The sequence below is a fragment of the Oryzibacillus soli genome (genome assembly GCF_051594765.1).
In the GTDB taxonomy this organism is placed as follows: domain Bacteria; phylum Bacillota; class Bacilli; order Paenibacillales; family NBRC-103111; genus Paenibacillus_AR.
The window spans coordinates 42,991-56,473 of sequence record NZ_JBPPGJ010000023.1; the positions used below are offsets into that span (position 1 = coordinate 42,991).

At 55.6% G+C, this 13,483-nt stretch carries 16 protein-coding genes; 8 read left to right on the forward strand and 8 right to left on the reverse strand.

Translation table 11 applies throughout. From position 1 onward, the window contains the following. Nucleotides 1–301: 301 nt before the first annotated feature. The 6 genes from recN (at nucleotide 302) to trxA (ending at nucleotide 6,238) form a co-directional block, all read left to right on the forward strand. Complete coding sequence (gene recN / locus ACSEXW_RS24505) at nucleotides 302–2,050, forward strand: DNA repair protein RecN (RefSeq protein ID WP_438448821.1); 1,749 nt, start codon at nucleotides 302–304, stop codon at nucleotides 2,048–2,050. A 113-nt stretch (nucleotides 2,051–2,163) separates the two neighbouring features. Beyond that, complete coding sequence (gene spoIVB / locus ACSEXW_RS24510) at nucleotides 2,164–3,483, forward strand: SpoIVB peptidase (RefSeq protein WP_438448822.1); 1,320 nt, start codon at nucleotides 2,164–2,166, stop codon at nucleotides 3,481–3,483. Nucleotides 3,484–3,694: 211 nt separating this feature from the next. Next, nucleotides 3,695–4,519: a sporulation transcription factor Spo0A gene (gene spo0A, locus ACSEXW_RS24515; RefSeq protein WP_438448823.1), complete on the forward strand. Its 825-nt coding sequence runs from the start codon at nucleotides 3,695–3,697 to the stop codon at nucleotides 4,517–4,519. 175 nt (nucleotides 4,520–4,694) lie between these two features. Further along, complete coding sequence (locus ACSEXW_RS24520) at nucleotides 4,695–5,333, forward strand: phosphatase PAP2 family protein (protein WP_438448824.1); 639 nt, start codon at nucleotides 4,695–4,697, stop codon at nucleotides 5,331–5,333. A gap of 60 nt (nucleotides 5,334–5,393) precedes the next feature. Continuing rightward, nucleotides 5,394–5,831 (forward strand): RrF2 family transcriptional regulator, encoded by a 438-nt coding sequence (locus tag ACSEXW_RS24525; RefSeq protein ID WP_438448825.1) that lies wholly within the window; start codon nucleotides 5,394–5,396, stop codon nucleotides 5,829–5,831. Nucleotides 5,832–5,920: 89 nt separating this feature from the next. Continuing rightward, nucleotides 5,921–6,238, forward strand: a complete 318-nt coding sequence (gene trxA, locus ACSEXW_RS24530; protein ID WP_438448862.1) for a thioredoxin — start codon at nucleotides 5,921–5,923, stop codon at nucleotides 6,236–6,238. 86 nt (nucleotides 6,239–6,324) lie between these two features. Here trxA and ACSEXW_RS24535 read toward each other — a convergent pair whose 3' ends face one another. The 7 genes from ACSEXW_RS24535 to ACSEXW_RS24565 form a co-directional block, all read right to left on the reverse strand. Next, entirely contained in the window at nucleotides 6,325–6,609 is a 285-nt protein-coding gene (locus ACSEXW_RS24535) for a hypothetical protein (RefSeq protein WP_438448826.1), read from the reverse strand. Then, nucleotides 6,606–6,803, reverse strand: a complete 198-nt coding sequence (locus tag ACSEXW_RS24540) for a DUF2524 domain-containing protein (protein WP_438448827.1) — start codon at nucleotides 6,801–6,803, stop codon at nucleotides 6,606–6,608. Before ACSEXW_RS24540 ends, ACSEXW_RS24535 begins: the two co-directional genes overlap by 4 nt. A 199-nt stretch (nucleotides 6,804–7,002) precedes the next feature. Further along, nucleotides 7,003–8,235, reverse strand: a complete 1,233-nt coding sequence (gene hydF, locus ACSEXW_RS24545) for a [FeFe] hydrogenase H-cluster maturation GTPase HydF (RefSeq protein ID WP_438448828.1) — start codon at nucleotides 8,233–8,235, stop codon at nucleotides 7,003–7,005. 14 nt (nucleotides 8,236–8,249) lie between these two features. Further along, a complete protein-coding gene (locus ACSEXW_RS24550) occupies nucleotides 8,250–9,662 on the reverse strand; it encodes an aspartate ammonia-lyase (protein ID WP_438448829.1) in 1,413 nt (470 codons plus the stop codon). 159 nt (nucleotides 9,663–9,821) lie between these two features. After that, entirely contained in the window at nucleotides 9,822–10,094 is a 273-nt protein-coding gene (locus tag ACSEXW_RS24555) for a hypothetical protein (RefSeq protein WP_438448830.1), read from the reverse strand. A 97-nt stretch (nucleotides 10,095–10,191) separates the two neighbouring features. Next, on the reverse strand, nucleotides 10,192–10,374 hold the full coding sequence (locus tag ACSEXW_RS24560; protein ID WP_438448831.1) for a hypothetical protein: 183 nt from the start codon (nucleotides 10,372–10,374) through the stop codon (nucleotides 10,192–10,194). A gap of 156 nt (nucleotides 10,375–10,530) precedes the next feature. Further along, the gene (locus tag ACSEXW_RS24565) at nucleotides 10,531–10,713 is read right to left on the reverse strand and encodes a hypothetical protein (RefSeq protein ID WP_438448832.1); all 183 of its coding nucleotides are present in this window, start codon (nucleotides 10,711–10,713) and stop codon (nucleotides 10,531–10,533) included. Nucleotides 10,714–10,880: 167 nt separating this feature from the next. Here ACSEXW_RS24565 and ACSEXW_RS24570 point away from each other — a divergent pair, with 167 nt between their 5' ends. Further along, entirely contained in the window at nucleotides 10,881–11,459 is a 579-nt protein-coding gene (locus tag ACSEXW_RS24570) for a CBO0543 family protein (RefSeq protein WP_438448833.1), read from the forward strand. Nucleotides 11,460–11,513: 54 nt separating this feature from the next. Here the strand turns inward: ACSEXW_RS24570 and ACSEXW_RS24575 are convergent, their stop codons facing one another. After that, nucleotides 11,514–11,789, reverse strand: coding sequence for a DUF2627 domain-containing protein (locus tag ACSEXW_RS24575; RefSeq protein WP_438448834.1), 276 nt, complete (start codon nucleotides 11,787–11,789; stop codon nucleotides 11,514–11,516). 65 nt (nucleotides 11,790–11,854) lie between these two features. Between ACSEXW_RS24575 and lpdA the strand changes: the two genes are divergently transcribed. Continuing rightward, nucleotides 11,855–13,333: a dihydrolipoyl dehydrogenase gene (lpdA, locus tag ACSEXW_RS24580; protein WP_438448863.1), complete on the forward strand. Its 1,479-nt coding sequence runs from the start codon at nucleotides 11,855–11,857 to the stop codon at nucleotides 13,331–13,333. The last annotated feature ends 150 nt before the right edge of the window (nucleotides 13,334–13,483 follow it).

Genomic DNA, 13,483 nt, shown 5'->3' on the forward strand with positions numbered 1-13,483 from the left:
CTCGCAACACAAGCGAAGACCCGCCTCAAGGTTTATACCCTGAGGCGGGTTTTTTGGCGTTCCGATTGAAGGGGATCGCCGCTTATTCCTACTCGGCACCGAGCAAGGAGCTTGGCGTTGGACTGGGACTTGGACGCAAAGGTTCGTGACGGACTCCTGCAGCCGTGATATTGTCCGGTTGCGGACTCCATGCTATAATAGTACGAGAACATCTGTTTGCATACATCTGCAGCCATCACGAACAGACTAGGATGAGTTATCGTTTCTCTGCAGATATGCTGGACCATCGGGGGTATGAGGCATGTTGTTGGAATTATCCATCCGCAATCTGGCGGTAATCGAGTCCGTAAAGCTGAGCTTTCATAAGGGGTTCCATGTGCTGACGGGCGAGACCGGCGCAGGCAAATCCATCATTATCGACGCATTGAGCTTGATTGCGGGGAGCAGAGGAGCAAGTGACCTGGTCCGTTACGGCCAGGATAAGGCTGAGATCGAGGCGCTGTTCGATGTGCCGGAGAATCATCCCGTCTGGGAAGTGCTGAATCGGATCGGGCTGGAGGCGGCCCCGCATGAGCTTCTGATCATACGCAGGGAGATTAATGCCCAAGGCAAGAGCGTGAGCCGGATCAATGGGCAGTTGGTGAACCTGGGACTGCTGCGTGAGGCGGGAGAATGGCTGGTCAATATACATGGCCAGCATGAGCATCAGTCACTCCTGAAGGCGGAGGCCCATATCGAATGGCTGGATCTGTTCGGTGGGAAGGAGATAGCGGAGTCCAAGGGAGCGTACATCCAAGCCTACGAGGAATATAATAAGCTGCAGAAGCAGCTGAACGACCTGAAGGAGGCCGGGAAGCAGGCGCTGCAGATGCAGGATCTGTATCGGTTCCAGGTGGAGGAGATCAGCGACGCCAAATTGAAACCCGGCGAAGATGAATCATTATCGGAAGAAAAGCGCAAGCTAGGAAATGCCGAAAAATTATTCCAGAACGTCAACGACTCGTACGAAGGTATGTACGCCAACGGCAAGGCGCTGGATCTGGTGCGGAAAGCGGTTCAGCGGATCCAGGACATTGCCGATTATGATGCGCCGAAGCTCCAGCCTGTTCTGGAGCAGATGCAGTCTGCGTATTACCAGCTGGAGGATGCCGCCTACCAGCTCCGCGATTATCGCGATCAGATCGAATTCAATCCGGCCCGCTTGGACCAGATTGAAGACCGCTTGAGCCTGATCTCCTCTCTCCGCCGCAAGTACGGGGAAAATGTGGTGGATATCCTCGCTTATCTTGGTCAAATCAAGAATGAATTATCCGCCTTGGACCATAAGGAAGAGAAGCTTCAAGAGCTGGAGAGCCAATTGAAGGACAAGCATAACGAATGCGTCGGCTTGGCCGGGAAGCTGTCCGCTCTGCGCCGGAGCGCCGGGTTGAGGCTGGCGGAAGGCATCGAGCGGGAGCTCAAGGAGCTTCATATGGAGAGAACCAAATTCCACGTCAACATTATCCGGCTGGACGAAGGCAAGGAGCCGGGTGACGGCTCCGTCCGCTTGAACCGTCAGGGGATGGACCAGGTGGAGTTCCTGATCGCACCGAACCCCGGCGAGCCGCTCCGCGGCCTAGGGAAAATCGCGTCCGGCGGCGAGCTGTCCCGGATCATGCTGGCGATGAAGTCCATCTTCGCGAAGATGGACCAGATTCCGGTGCTGGTCTTCGACGAGGTTGACACCGGCGTTAGCGGCCGCGCCGCCCAAGCCATCGCCGAGCGGATGGCACGGCTGTCTTCGGACTGCCAGGTGTTCTCCATCACACACCTGCCGCAGGTCGCCTGTATGGCGGACGCCCATTATTACATCAGCAAGGCGGTGGAGGACGACAGAACCTTTACGAAGGTGAGAGATCTGGAGGAATCGGACCGTACGGAGGAGCTTGCCCGTATGCTGGGAGGCGTGGAGATAACCGAAACGACGCTGCATCACGCTAAGGAGATGCTAGCCCTCGCTATTGCTCAAAAAACCGCTTACCGGAAGGAAAATCAGCAGATTATGGCCTGACGTGGCAGCTTTTTCGAGTTATAAAAGGATTGGGGCGGGGTTAAGTTATAGGTACGCAAATGACACCAACGCCTACCCGAACGGCGAGGAGGAGAAAAGGAGCGTGATTTAGATTGAACACCGTCATACGCAAACGATTGGTTGGTCTTATCATCGCTTTTCTCATTTGCTTGATCAGCTTCTCCGCCCCATTCCAATGTTTCGCCCGCTTCCCGGACGAGCTTCGGATATTCTCCGGACAAGACAAGGACTTGCAATTATCCATGCCGGTCATCGGTCAAATCTCCGTTAAGAATCCCGGAATACTCAGTGTCAACGGTTCTTCCCAGCCCACCTTCCAAGCGAATCTGAAGGAGCCCATTCGCATTCACACATCCGAAACCGGCCAGACCGAGATGATGGTGAAGCTGGGCAAAATTCCGCTGAAGTCCGTCAAGGTGAAGGTTCTGCCCGATCTCAAGGTCATTCCGGGAGGCCAGACCATCGGAGTGAAGCTGAAGTCGGCCGGTGTTCTGGTTGTCGGTCATCATCTGGTGGCGATTAATGAAGAGAACAAGGTTTCCCCCGGCGAAGAGGCCAAGGTGCAAGTCGGGGATCTGATTCTAAGCATTGACGGAAAGAAGCTGCAGGATGTAAATCAGATGTCGGAAATGGTATCCAAGGCAGGGGAGAACGGTAAGCCCCTCGATCTGGAGATCAAACGGAACAAAGACATCGTTCACATTCAGCTGAGCCCGGCTTACGATAAGAATGACAAAGCCTACCGTCTCGGTCTTTATATCCGGGACTCCGCGGCAGGCGTCGGCACTCTGACGTTCTATGCGCCCGACCAACATGTGTATGGAGCTCTCGGACACGTCATTACGGATATGGATACCCAGACACCCATTGAGGTAGGCAGCGGCGAAATCGTTCATTCCAACGTTACGTCCATCTCCAAGAGCCAGAACGGGGAGCCGGGAGAGAAACGGGCCATCCTAAGGGAGAAGGTCATCGGCAATATCGAGAAGAATACGCCCTTCGGCATCTTCGGCAGAATGCCGGCTGCACCGGAGCAGGGGCTGGCTAAGGAAGCGATCCCTGTAGCCTTCTCCGAGGAAGTCAAGGAAGGACCGGCGGAGATCTACACGGTGGTCGGGGGGCAGAAGGTGGAGAAGTTCTCCATTGAGATTACGCATGTATCGAAGCAGGATTATCCCGCAACCAAGGGGATGATCATCAAGATTACGGATCCGAAGCTCCTTGAGAAGACAGGTGGTATTGTCCAAGGGATGAGCGGCAGCCCCATCGTTCAGAACGGTAAGATGATCGGTGCCGTGACTCACGTGTTCGTCAACGATCCATCCAGCGGATATGGATGCTTTATCGAATGGATGCTGAAGGATGCGGGTGTATTGGAGGATGAAAACGCACAGGAACTGAAGGCCAGCTAAGGCTGCCTTTGGTTTTTTGTTTTATCCGAAAAACCTCCATGACTTGGTGTCGAAAAATGTTGAGCCCTGTGGTAAAATATATATTATATATAATCAACCAAAAAAAATAAAGAAAAATAATTTTCGACAGAAGGAATTTAATTGTCATTGTCGAATTAGAATTCTTAGAAAGAAAATATTGGAATGCATCTACAGATAGGAGGATAATCAAGTGCAAAAAATCGAAGTATTGTTGGCAGATGACAATCGTGAATTTACTGCATTATTATCGGAATTCATCAATGATCAGCACGATATGACGGTCAGTGGGGTGGCCTACAACGGCAATGATGTACTCCGTCTGATTGAAGAGGGTCGTATCCCGGATGTGCTGATTCTCGATATCATCATGCCGCATCTCGATGGCCTTGGCGTTCTGGAGAAGCTCCGTGAGATGAACATCACGCCTCAACCCAAAATCATCATGCTGACCGCCTTCGGTCAAGAGAGCATCACCCAGAAGGCTGTACAGCTCGGCGCTTCTTATTACATATTGAAGCCGTTCGATATGGAGGTTCTCACCAACCGGATCCGCCAGCTGGTGACGAACTCCACTGTAAGTACCTCCGGCTCCGGCATGTCCTCCAACATGACCTCGGCGGTGATCCAGCATAAAGCCAATGTTGTACCGATGAGCAAAACTCGCAATCTGGATGCGAATATCACCAGCATTATCCATGAGATCGGCGTACCGGCTCATATCAAGGGCTACCAATACCTGCGTGAAGCTATTACGATGGTATACAACAATATCGAGATCTTGGGGGCGATCACGAAGACGCTGTACCCGGCTATCGCCGAGCGCTTCAAGACAACGCCGTCCCGCGTTGAACGCGCCATCCGCCACGCGATCGAAGTAGCCTGGACCCGCGGCAACATCGACAGCATCTCGCACCTGTTCGGCTACACCATCAACATCTCGAAGGCGAAGCCGACCAACAGCGAATTTATCGCGATGGTGGCTGACAAGCTGAGAATCGAGCATAAAGTTAGTTGAACTTCAAGGCCTGATGAACGAAACGATCCCCATAAACCATAACCGGTTTATGGGGGTTTTTGTTTGGATAGGGGAGAATATTCATCGAAACCGGGTTGTTCTTTCGAAGCGTTTCCAATAAAATAGAAAATGCAAATCGTTCTTATATAAAAATGATCCGAAAAAGAGGGGACTTATGAGTCAACGTACGCAATCCGGTTCAATCGGAAGTTCATGGTTAGGGAGGCTTACAGTCTGGGCTGCCGGATGCGGAGCGGTATTCCTGCTGCTTCTGGCGGGATTGGCGGGGGGATGGTGGAATCAGGCGGATCAAAGGGCAGCGGAAGCCTTCCGGGATATGCAGAACGAGGGGCTCACGCCACTATTCAAGGTCTTGTCCGAGCTGGGCTCCACACTGGCGTTCGTGCTGCTATTCGTAGCGGCAACCGTACTACTCCTCTGGCAGAAGAAGCAGAGGGAGGCGCTGATTCTGCTGATTTCGACGGGAGGGGCATATGCGTTGAACAGCCTGTTGAAGGAAGCCATTCAGCGTGAACGCCCGGCGCTGCCGCATCTGATTGAAGCGGACGGCTTCAGTTTTCCCAGCGGCAATGCCATGGTCGCAACCGCTTTTTATGGCATGCTGGCAATCTTCATTCTATGCTCCGGTCTGCCGCGCAGACGCTTGTTTGCCGGCTTGATAGCAGTGGTGCTTCTGTTGATCGGATTCAGCAGACTTTACTTGAACGTTCATTACCCCACCGATATTCTGGCAGGTTATGCAGCAGGAGGGTGCTGGCTCTTGGGCTGCAGCTTATTTTATATCCGGAGATGATCTGGCGTTGACAGATCCAACTGTAATTACTATAATAACAGTATCCGGGAGGCGAAGACGATGAACAGTGAATTTTCCATCGCCGTCCATAGCTTGGTGCTCTTGGCTCACCGGTCCGACCGGATGGCCACAAGCGACACGATTGCAGATAACGTATGCACCCACCCGGCGAGAGTCCGCAAAGTGCTGGGTATCCTAAGAAAGCAAGGCTTCGTATCGACCCGGGAAGGGATCGGCGGAGGATATATACTGAGCTGCGATCCGGAAGAGACGAATCTGGCCCAGGTCTACCGCGCGGTGTCCATGGGTACGCTGAAGCCCGGCTGGTGCTCCGGCGACCCGGAGAAGGTTTGCATCATTGCTTCGACGGTACAGAACGTCATGGATGATATGTTTCAGGAAGCGGAGCTCCATCTGGAGCAATATTGGGAGAAGTGGACCATTGCGGATGTCCTCCGCAAGATCTGCTCGGTGCATAAATGCAAGGAAACCAAGTGATTGGTTAGAGAGAAGCCCAAGCCCTAAGGGCTTTCTCTTAACAAGTAACTGTAACTATATAGATGACAATTGAAAAGGAGAGGATCATGATGGCTGTTCAACATGCAACCGATGCAACGTTTTCCGTAGAGGTCGGACAGGACGGACTGGTGCTAGCCGATTTCTGGGCCCCTTGGTGCGGCCCCTGCAAAATGCTGGCTCCCGTACTGGAGGAATTGGATCAAACGGCAGGCGACAAAGTAAAGATCGTGAAAATCAACGTAGATGAGAATCCGGAGACGGCAGGCCAGTTCAACGTCATGAGCATTCCGACAATGATCTTGTTTAAGGATGGTGTGCCGGTGGATAAGACCGTCGGACTGAAAAGCCGCGAAGCGCTTGAAACGTTGGTCAACCGCCACGCCTGATCGGATTAACCGTCAAGCCGCCCATCCGGTGCCGCTCCCATTCGAGGGACGGCGCCGGCAGGCGGCTTGATTGGTGTTCTGCAGGTTTAGAACTTACGGGCATTCTCCATTGCATTCTGCAGCTCGTTCAAATTCTGCAGAACCTGCTGCTCCTGGGATTGATTGGCTTCCGCCAGCAGCTGGTCTCTCGCTCCCTCAGCACGCCGCTCCGCCTGCTCCAGCTTTTGATAAGCATGGATCCGATCCTGCGGATTGGCGGACATCTGGGCTCTATAGGCTTCCTCCCGGGCTTGATTCAGCTCGTGAATGGCCTCATTCACAGCCGTCAGCACATGCTTCAGGCGTTCTTGATGCTGCAGATACTCGGTCATGGGCGCTCACTCTCCCCGGTGATGTCGCATTTATTGCGGATGAAATGAATTTGGTTCTCCAGCCGGTTCCGGTACTCCTCGTCTTCCTTGCTCAGACCGGTCTTCGAATTCCATTGCTCCAGCTCTTGAAGCAGCCGCGGCAGATCCTTGTCCGCATTGGCGCAATCATAATTGCTCTCCAGTTGATCCAGCATAAGGTCCTCCCATTGTCAAAAAAGGATGGTGGGCTAACATTGAATCCCCCTATAGGATGCGTTAGGCGCAAAAAAAGCATTCGACCCCCTCAAAAACAAGCAGGAGGTCGAATGCTATATATGGCGATACGTCGCCCGTTCACTATGCCTTGTCCCTGCCGGACCCGGAATTCGGCAGGGGCATTTTTTTGTTCAAATGTTACTCTTCGTCCCAAAGCATACGTGCCAAAGGGAACATCTCGATGGCACGGGGGAAGATTCCTTGCACATAAGCGATCAGCACTCCGTAGTTCACGATCGGAACGCCGGCTTCCACCGCCTGGGCGATCCGGTGCAGCATGGAGCGGCGATTCAGCATACAGGAGCCGCAGTGCACGATCAAGGAGTAGTCCTGAATGTTCTCCGGGAAGGAATACCCGTTGGCAAATTCGAAGACGATCTCCTTGCCTGTCACTTGGCGGATCCAACGGGGAATCTTCACCCGCCCGATATCGTCGGACTGCTGATGGTGGGTACAGGCCTCTGCGATCAGCACCTTGTCCCCGTCCTGCAGGCTCTCCACGGCCTTAGCTCCTTTTACCAGCTCCACCAGATCACCCTTATGACGGGCAAAGAGGATGGAGAAGGAGGTGAGCGGTACGTCCTTCGGCGTGTCCGCCGCCACTTTCAGGAAGGCTTGGGAATCGGTAATGACCAGCTTGGGCTTGGTGCCGAGCCGCTCCAGGGTCTCCTTCAGCTCGAATTCCTTGGTGACGACGGCAATGGCATCGCTCTCGAGAATGTCCCGGATGGTCTGCTGCTGCGGAAGGATAAGGCGTCCCTTGGGAGCGGCCTTGTCTATAGGGGTGACCAGCACCACGAAGTCGCCTGGACCGATGAGATCGCCGACGATCTTGAATTTATCCTCGTCATCGGGAACGGCTTCGCCCATCGCTTTGCGCAGCTCGTTCATTCCTTTGCCCGCGGAGGCGGAGACCGGCAGCACCTTCAGCTCCAGCCTGGCGGCCGCTTCACTCAGCATAGGCTCCACACTGGAGATGAGATCGGTTTTGTTCAACACACCGATGGCAGGGATCTTCTTCGTCCGGAGATAGGCGGCCATGGAGACCTCGAAGTCGCTGATGCCCTCACTGGCATCCACCACGAGAAGAGCCAGGTCCGTCTTCTCCAGCACCTCCAGCGTCTTGCGCTTGCGCAGTTCACCAAGCTCACCTTCATCATCCAGACCGGCTGTATCGATGAAGACCACGGGACCTAGCGGGAGCAGCTCCATCGCTTTGTAGACCGGATCAGTAGTTGTTCCCTTGACGGCCGATACCACGGCGATCTCCTGCTTCGTTATGGCGTTGATCAAGCTGGATTTGCCTGCATTCCGCTTGCCGAACAGAGCGATATGGACCCGGTTGGACCGGGGGGTGGCGTTCAAGCTCATGGCGGTTGCTCCTCTCATTTACCGGGTGTTCCGGGCTTGGTGACTTGGTGGAGGTTCAGAATCCGATCCGTTTCCTCCGGGGTAAACCGGCCTTCGGACAAGAGCACGTCCCGGACGGTGCAGCCCCCGGCCTGTGCCGCCAGCGCGATTCTGGACGCTTCCGCATACCCGACGTGGTTGACCAGTGCGGCGGCCAAGGCGGAGGAGAGCTCTACACTCTCCAGACATCGCTCGCGATCGGCCTCTATGCCCCGAATGCACTTCTCTTCGAAGAGTGTGACGGCCCTCGTCAGCAGCTCGAGGGATTCCAGCAGGCACTCGGCGATCAGCGGAGTGAAGGCGTTCAGCTCCAGCTGACCGCTCATCGCCGCCATGGTGATGGCCGAATCATTGGCGATGACCCGCATGGCCGTCTGGCCCATCATCTCGGCGATAACGGGGTTGGCCTTGCCGGGCATGATGCTGGAACCGGCCTGCACGGCAGGAAGCCGGAGCTCGCCGAGGCCGCCGCGCGGTCCCGAAGCCAGCAGCCGAAGATCATTGGAGATCTTCAGCAGATTGGAAGCGGCCGCCTTCAGCATGCCGGAGACTTCCACGAACACGTCCATGTTCTGCGTCAGGTCCATGGGATATTCGCTTCGGGCCAGTCCCAAACCCGTCAAGTCCTGCAACAGCTCGGTCACGGTATAGATATACTTAAGCGGAGCATTGAGTCCGGTGCCGATGGCCGTTCCGCCCAAGTTGATCTCCCGTAACCGTTCTTCAACCTTATAGATCCTCCAACGGTCCCGCGCGATGGCCTTCGCGTAAGCGCCAAAGCCTTGGCCGGCCGTCATGGGCAGGGCGTCCATCAGCTGGGTTCGGCCCAGCTTCAGCACGTCCGCCAGCTCTTGCTCCTTCTCTTGAAGCGCTTCCTGAAGGGAAGCGAAAGCTCGAGACAGAGGGCGGAGGAGACGAATGGCGGCGATCTTCAGGGCGGTGGGGTAGACGTCATTGGTGGATTGGCCGCAGTTCACATGGTCGACCGGGTGAACCATTCCGTAATCCCCCGGGCGTCCGCCGAGCCGAAGAATCGCCAGATTGGCGATGACCTCATTGACATTCATATGAGTGGAAGTCCCGGCTCCGCCTTGGAAGGCATCAACCGGGAATTGGCTGCGGTGCGGATTGCCGATGGCCTCCTCGCAGGCGCCGGCTATGGCTTCGGCCACGGGGGCAGGAATGAGCTTCAAGCGCCCGTTGGCGAGGGCGGCGGCTTGCTTCACGGTGATGATGGCTTGGATCAGATGTGGGTTGGCGGGTTTCCCGCTGATGGAGAAGTTCTCCATGGCCCGGGCCGTATGAATCCCGTACAACGCATCGGCGGGGATACTTTTGGTTCCCAGCATGTCGGTTTCCGTCCGGAATGGCGCAGCTGCATCAGACATTGAATCAACTCCATCCTTAGAAACGTTACATTATATATGAATTGTAACAAATCTGCGGGATCCGTTCCGCAGGGATTCGTGAAGAAATCCTAACAATTGCTCCTGGGAAAAAACCGAAAGCCGCTCCGGAATCCCGGAACGGCTTTCACGACGAGGGGATCAGAAGCCTGGCAGCGCCCTCGGTTCATTTTTATAAATAATGCGGGTGGAGTTGTAAACGGATTGCCGGTCCGCCTCCAGATACATCTCGCCGGAAAACCGGTACACCTGGTCGTCCTCCTCGGCATAAATCTCGATCCGCCCGCTGGTCATGCTGACATTCAAGGCAATCCCGTTGGGCAGATCCACGACATACGAGGCCTTGCGGAAGGAATTGGGCAATCTGAGCCATCTGCCGGATACGGCTTCGACTAAATAAGAATCACGATTCATGTACGCCATTGCTCCTCACATCTTTGATCCTGTAACTTTGCTTCCTATGGATATGATCGGTTTCCGGCAGATATGACTCTGCATAAACCTGTCATAACTAGGTGCCCAACAGGGTCCGGCGCCGCGGCTCTTCCTCGTTGACATAGGCCGGGCCATCCATCCACAGCCGCTCCATCTCCGATTCCTGCTCTTGCTCCCGCAGGATGTCAGCGGCATTCCTGCTCTTCACACGCCCATAAAGCGAGGCTTCTCTTGCTTGCTGCCGAGCTGTTCGAAACATGATGATCCCTCCCCTTCTTGAAGGTATTGTGCGCTGCCGGGCCGCACCGTATCAGGCCTTTTCCTCATATCCAACATTTTGCGCCGGCTTGCTGGCTGATGGAAACGTCAAAAAAACCGAAAGACCCGAGGGTCTTCCGGTTCGTGGGCTGTGCCGTTACTGGATGCTTCCGATCCCGCTGCGTTCAAGCGCATGTTCCCAGCTTGGGTAGTAATACAGCGCGTTCTTCATGAGGTCGGGATGGGATTTCTTCACGCTTTTCTTGGATAGCGCTTCCCCTTGCCCGTGCAGCCGGGCGATTTGAACCGCGACTTCTTCTGCAGACATTGATTGCTCCATGGTGGAATCCTCCTGTCGGATCAGATTTCGTTGCCATAGATGCGCGTTCATGGAAGTTACCCTACAGTTTGGACAGGCGTATCTGCTTTTATACCTGATTCTCTATATGGGATGTATGAAATATGGGGGGGCAGAAACACTAAACCCATGAAAGGAGGGGCTTTAGCATGGATCCGAACCAATGGTTCGACGAGCTGAGCCGGAAGCAGACGGAATTGGGCGCTGACCGGTGGGGTTATTGGCGGGAGCATGTGCTGTTTACGTTCGACTGGTGGCTGCTGCTGCTGTATTTCGTCGTCGGCTGGTTCGTGTGGTGGAGGCTGGCGGACAAGAGGAAGCTGACGGAGCTCCTGCCATTGGGTCTGTATGTTCTCTTGATCTCCCTGTCCTTGGATATGGTGGGCGCCGAGCTGGGGCTCTGGGACTACCCCAAGATGATCCTGCCGTGGGGAGCCAGGCTGGCTGTAGTGGATGCCGTGCTGCCCCTGTTCTATATGCTGGTCTACCAATATACCCGCAGCCTCCGGGGGTACACAGCGGGTCTTGTGGGCCTGTCGCTGCTGTTCTCCTTCGTCTTGGAGCCCTTCATGGTGAAGGTGGGGGTGTACCGCCCCCTCCAGTGGAAGCATTTGTTCTCCGTTCCCGGCTACCTGTTCGTGGGCTTGGTTTCCCTCTGGCTGTCGACCATGACGGTCCGTCTGATGAAGCGCCGAAGACCGGGAGGCGAATGGAGCCCGGCGGAATAAAAAAAAGCCGTACGGGCAGTCCGTACGGAGCTGAAGCAGTTGCGTCCACGCCTCTTAGGGTTCAGGAGGGCGGGGGCGTTTTTTCTTCGCGCGGAATTGCGGCGCTACATAGCCTCTCTTGCGGTCCCGGAAAAAAATCCAGCCTCCGATAAAGGCGGAGCCAACGGCGAACAGCAGCAAGCCTAGCAGGAAACGGCCCCACTGAAAGCCGCCCTCCGGCTCGAATTGATGGAAGAACGCATTCTTCATGGCCAAAAACCCATAGGTTGCCGCCAATCCGGGTATAACCAGCATCAGCGCGGCGGCAAGCCGTTGAAGCAACAGTCGCAAGATGGACTACCCCTTTCTCTTATACGCCCGAAAAAAATGCGGGGTCTTCTACATTTTATACTAGGATTCGCCCGGAAAAAAAGGTTAAAATGGAAGGGACTTTGCGAGGAGGGGTAAAAAGAATGACGAAGCAATACGATGTGGTCGTGCTCGGCGGCGGAACCGGAGGTTATGTCGCGGCCATCCGGGCAGCCCAACTGGGGAAAACGGTGGCGGTCGTCGAGAAGGACAAGCTGGGGGGGACCTGTCTCCACCGGGGCTGCATTCCGACCAAAGCACTCCTCCGCAGTGCGGAGCTGGCCGCTTCCATGCGGGAGAGCGAAGCTTACGGAATCGCAGCGGGACCCGTAACCGTTCATTTCCCCAAGGTGCTCGAGCGCAAGGACCGAATCGTGGACCAGCTCCACCGGGGTGTGCAGTACTTGATGAGAAAAAATAAAATTGACGTATATGAAGGCACGGGCCGCGTCATCGGACCGTCCATCTTCTCGCCGAAGAGCGGCGCAGTGGCGGTGGAGCTAGCCGATGGCGAGATGGAGACGCTGGTGCCGAAGCAGCTGATCCTGGCCACAGGCTCCCGGCCCCGTCTGCTGCCGGGCATGGAAGCGAACGGAGATCAGGTGATGACCAGCGACCATGCGCTGCGGATGGAGGAGCTGCCCCAGTCCATCGTCATCATCGGCGGTGGAGTAATCGGGGTGGAATGGGCTTCCATGCTTCGAGATTTCGACGTGGACGTCACCGTCGTGGAGTACGGCGGCAGGCTGGTGCCCTATGAGGATGCCGAGGTGTCCCGGGAGCTGGAACGGATATTCCGCAGCCGAGGGATCCGGGTGTTGACGGGTGCCCGGGTGCTGCCGGAGACCATCCGCTGGGACACGGAGGGAGTCCGGCTCCAAGCCGAGCAGAAGGGAGCCATCGTGGACCTGAAGGCGGACAAGATCCTGGTCAGCGTTGGCCGCGAGGCCAACACGGAGGGCTTGGGGCTTGAGAATACGGATGTGAAGGTGGAACGCGGAGTCATTCGGGTGAACGAATTCATGCAGACGACGGAATCCCACATCTATGCCATCGGAGACGTGAACGGCGGTCTTCAGCTGGCCCATGCGGCCGGACACGAGGGCATCCTGGCCGTGGAGCATTTCTGGGGGGAGAAGGCGGAGCCCTATGCACAGCATCTGATTCCGCGCTGCATCTATGGCCGTCCGGAGATCGCCAGTGTCGGCTGGACGGAGGAGCAGGCCGCCGAGAAGGGCTTCGAGGTGAAGACCGGGAAGTTCACGTTCAAGGCGCTGGGCAAAGCATTGGTTCACGGCGATGCCGACGGCTTCGTCAAGGTCATTGCCGACCGTAAAACGAACGACATCCTGGGCGTCCACATGATCGGAGCGCAGGTAACGGACCTGATCTCCGAAGCGGCATTGGCCCAATTGCTGAATGCTACGCCGTGGGAGGTGGGCGCAACCATCCACCCCCATCCGACCATGTCCGAGGCTCTGATGGAGGCCATGCTGGCGGTAGACGGGCGTGCCATTGGGATCTGAGAAGGGGCCGACCGGTCCGAATTCCGGCGCTTCCGGGCTTTAGGGCATCAAATTGTATTCTTCGGAGAAACCGACTATAATGACGATAAGAGCCAAGTCTTAGTACCTGGTATTAATCCGGTTTAAGCTGGCTGTACTCTTAACAAGGGA

What these genes read in the sequence shown, in the direction of transcription:
- ACSEXW_RS24555 (WP_438448830.1), bottom strand. Translation starts at nt 10,094, where the DNA reads ATGAATCGTGATTCTTATTTAGTCGAAGCCGTATCCGGCAGATGGCTC.
- ACSEXW_RS24550 (WP_438448829.1), bottom strand. Translation starts at nt 9,662, where the DNA reads ATGTCTGATGCAGCTGCGCCATTCCGGACGGAAACCGACATGCTGGGA.
- ACSEXW_RS24570 (WP_438448833.1), top strand. Translation starts at nt 10,881, where the DNA reads ATGGATCCGAACCAATGGTTCGACGAGCTGAGCCGGAAGCAGACGGAA.
- trxA (WP_438448862.1), top strand. Translation starts at nt 5,921, where the DNA reads ATGGCTGTTCAACATGCAACCGATGCAACGTTTTCCGTAGAGGTCGGA.
- ACSEXW_RS24525 (WP_438448825.1), top strand. Translation starts at nt 5,394, where the DNA reads ATGAACAGTGAATTTTCCATCGCCGTCCATAGCTTGGTGCTCTTGGCT.
- ACSEXW_RS24565 (WP_438448832.1), bottom strand. Translation starts at nt 10,713, where the DNA reads ATGGAGCAATCAATGTCTGCAGAAGAAGTCGCGGTTCAAATCGCCCGG.
- ACSEXW_RS24540 (WP_438448827.1), bottom strand. Translation starts at nt 6,803, where the DNA reads ATGCTGGATCAACTGGAGAGCAATTATGATTGCGCCAATGCGGACAAG.
- ACSEXW_RS24560 (WP_438448831.1), bottom strand. Translation starts at nt 10,374, where the DNA reads ATGTTTCGAACAGCTCGGCAGCAAGCAAGAGAAGCCTCGCTTTATGGG.
- hydF (WP_438448828.1), bottom strand. Translation starts at nt 8,235, where the DNA reads ATGAGCTTGAACGCCACCCCCCGGTCCAACCGGGTCCATATCGCTCTG.
- ACSEXW_RS24520 (WP_438448824.1), top strand. Translation starts at nt 4,695, where the DNA reads ATGAGTCAACGTACGCAATCCGGTTCAATCGGAAGTTCATGGTTAGGG.
- ACSEXW_RS24535 (WP_438448826.1), bottom strand. Translation starts at nt 6,609, where the DNA reads ATGACCGAGTATCTGCAGCATCAAGAACGCCTGAAGCATGTGCTGACG.
- recN (WP_438448821.1), top strand. Translation starts at nt 302, where the DNA reads ATGTTGTTGGAATTATCCATCCGCAATCTGGCGGTAATCGAGTCCGTA.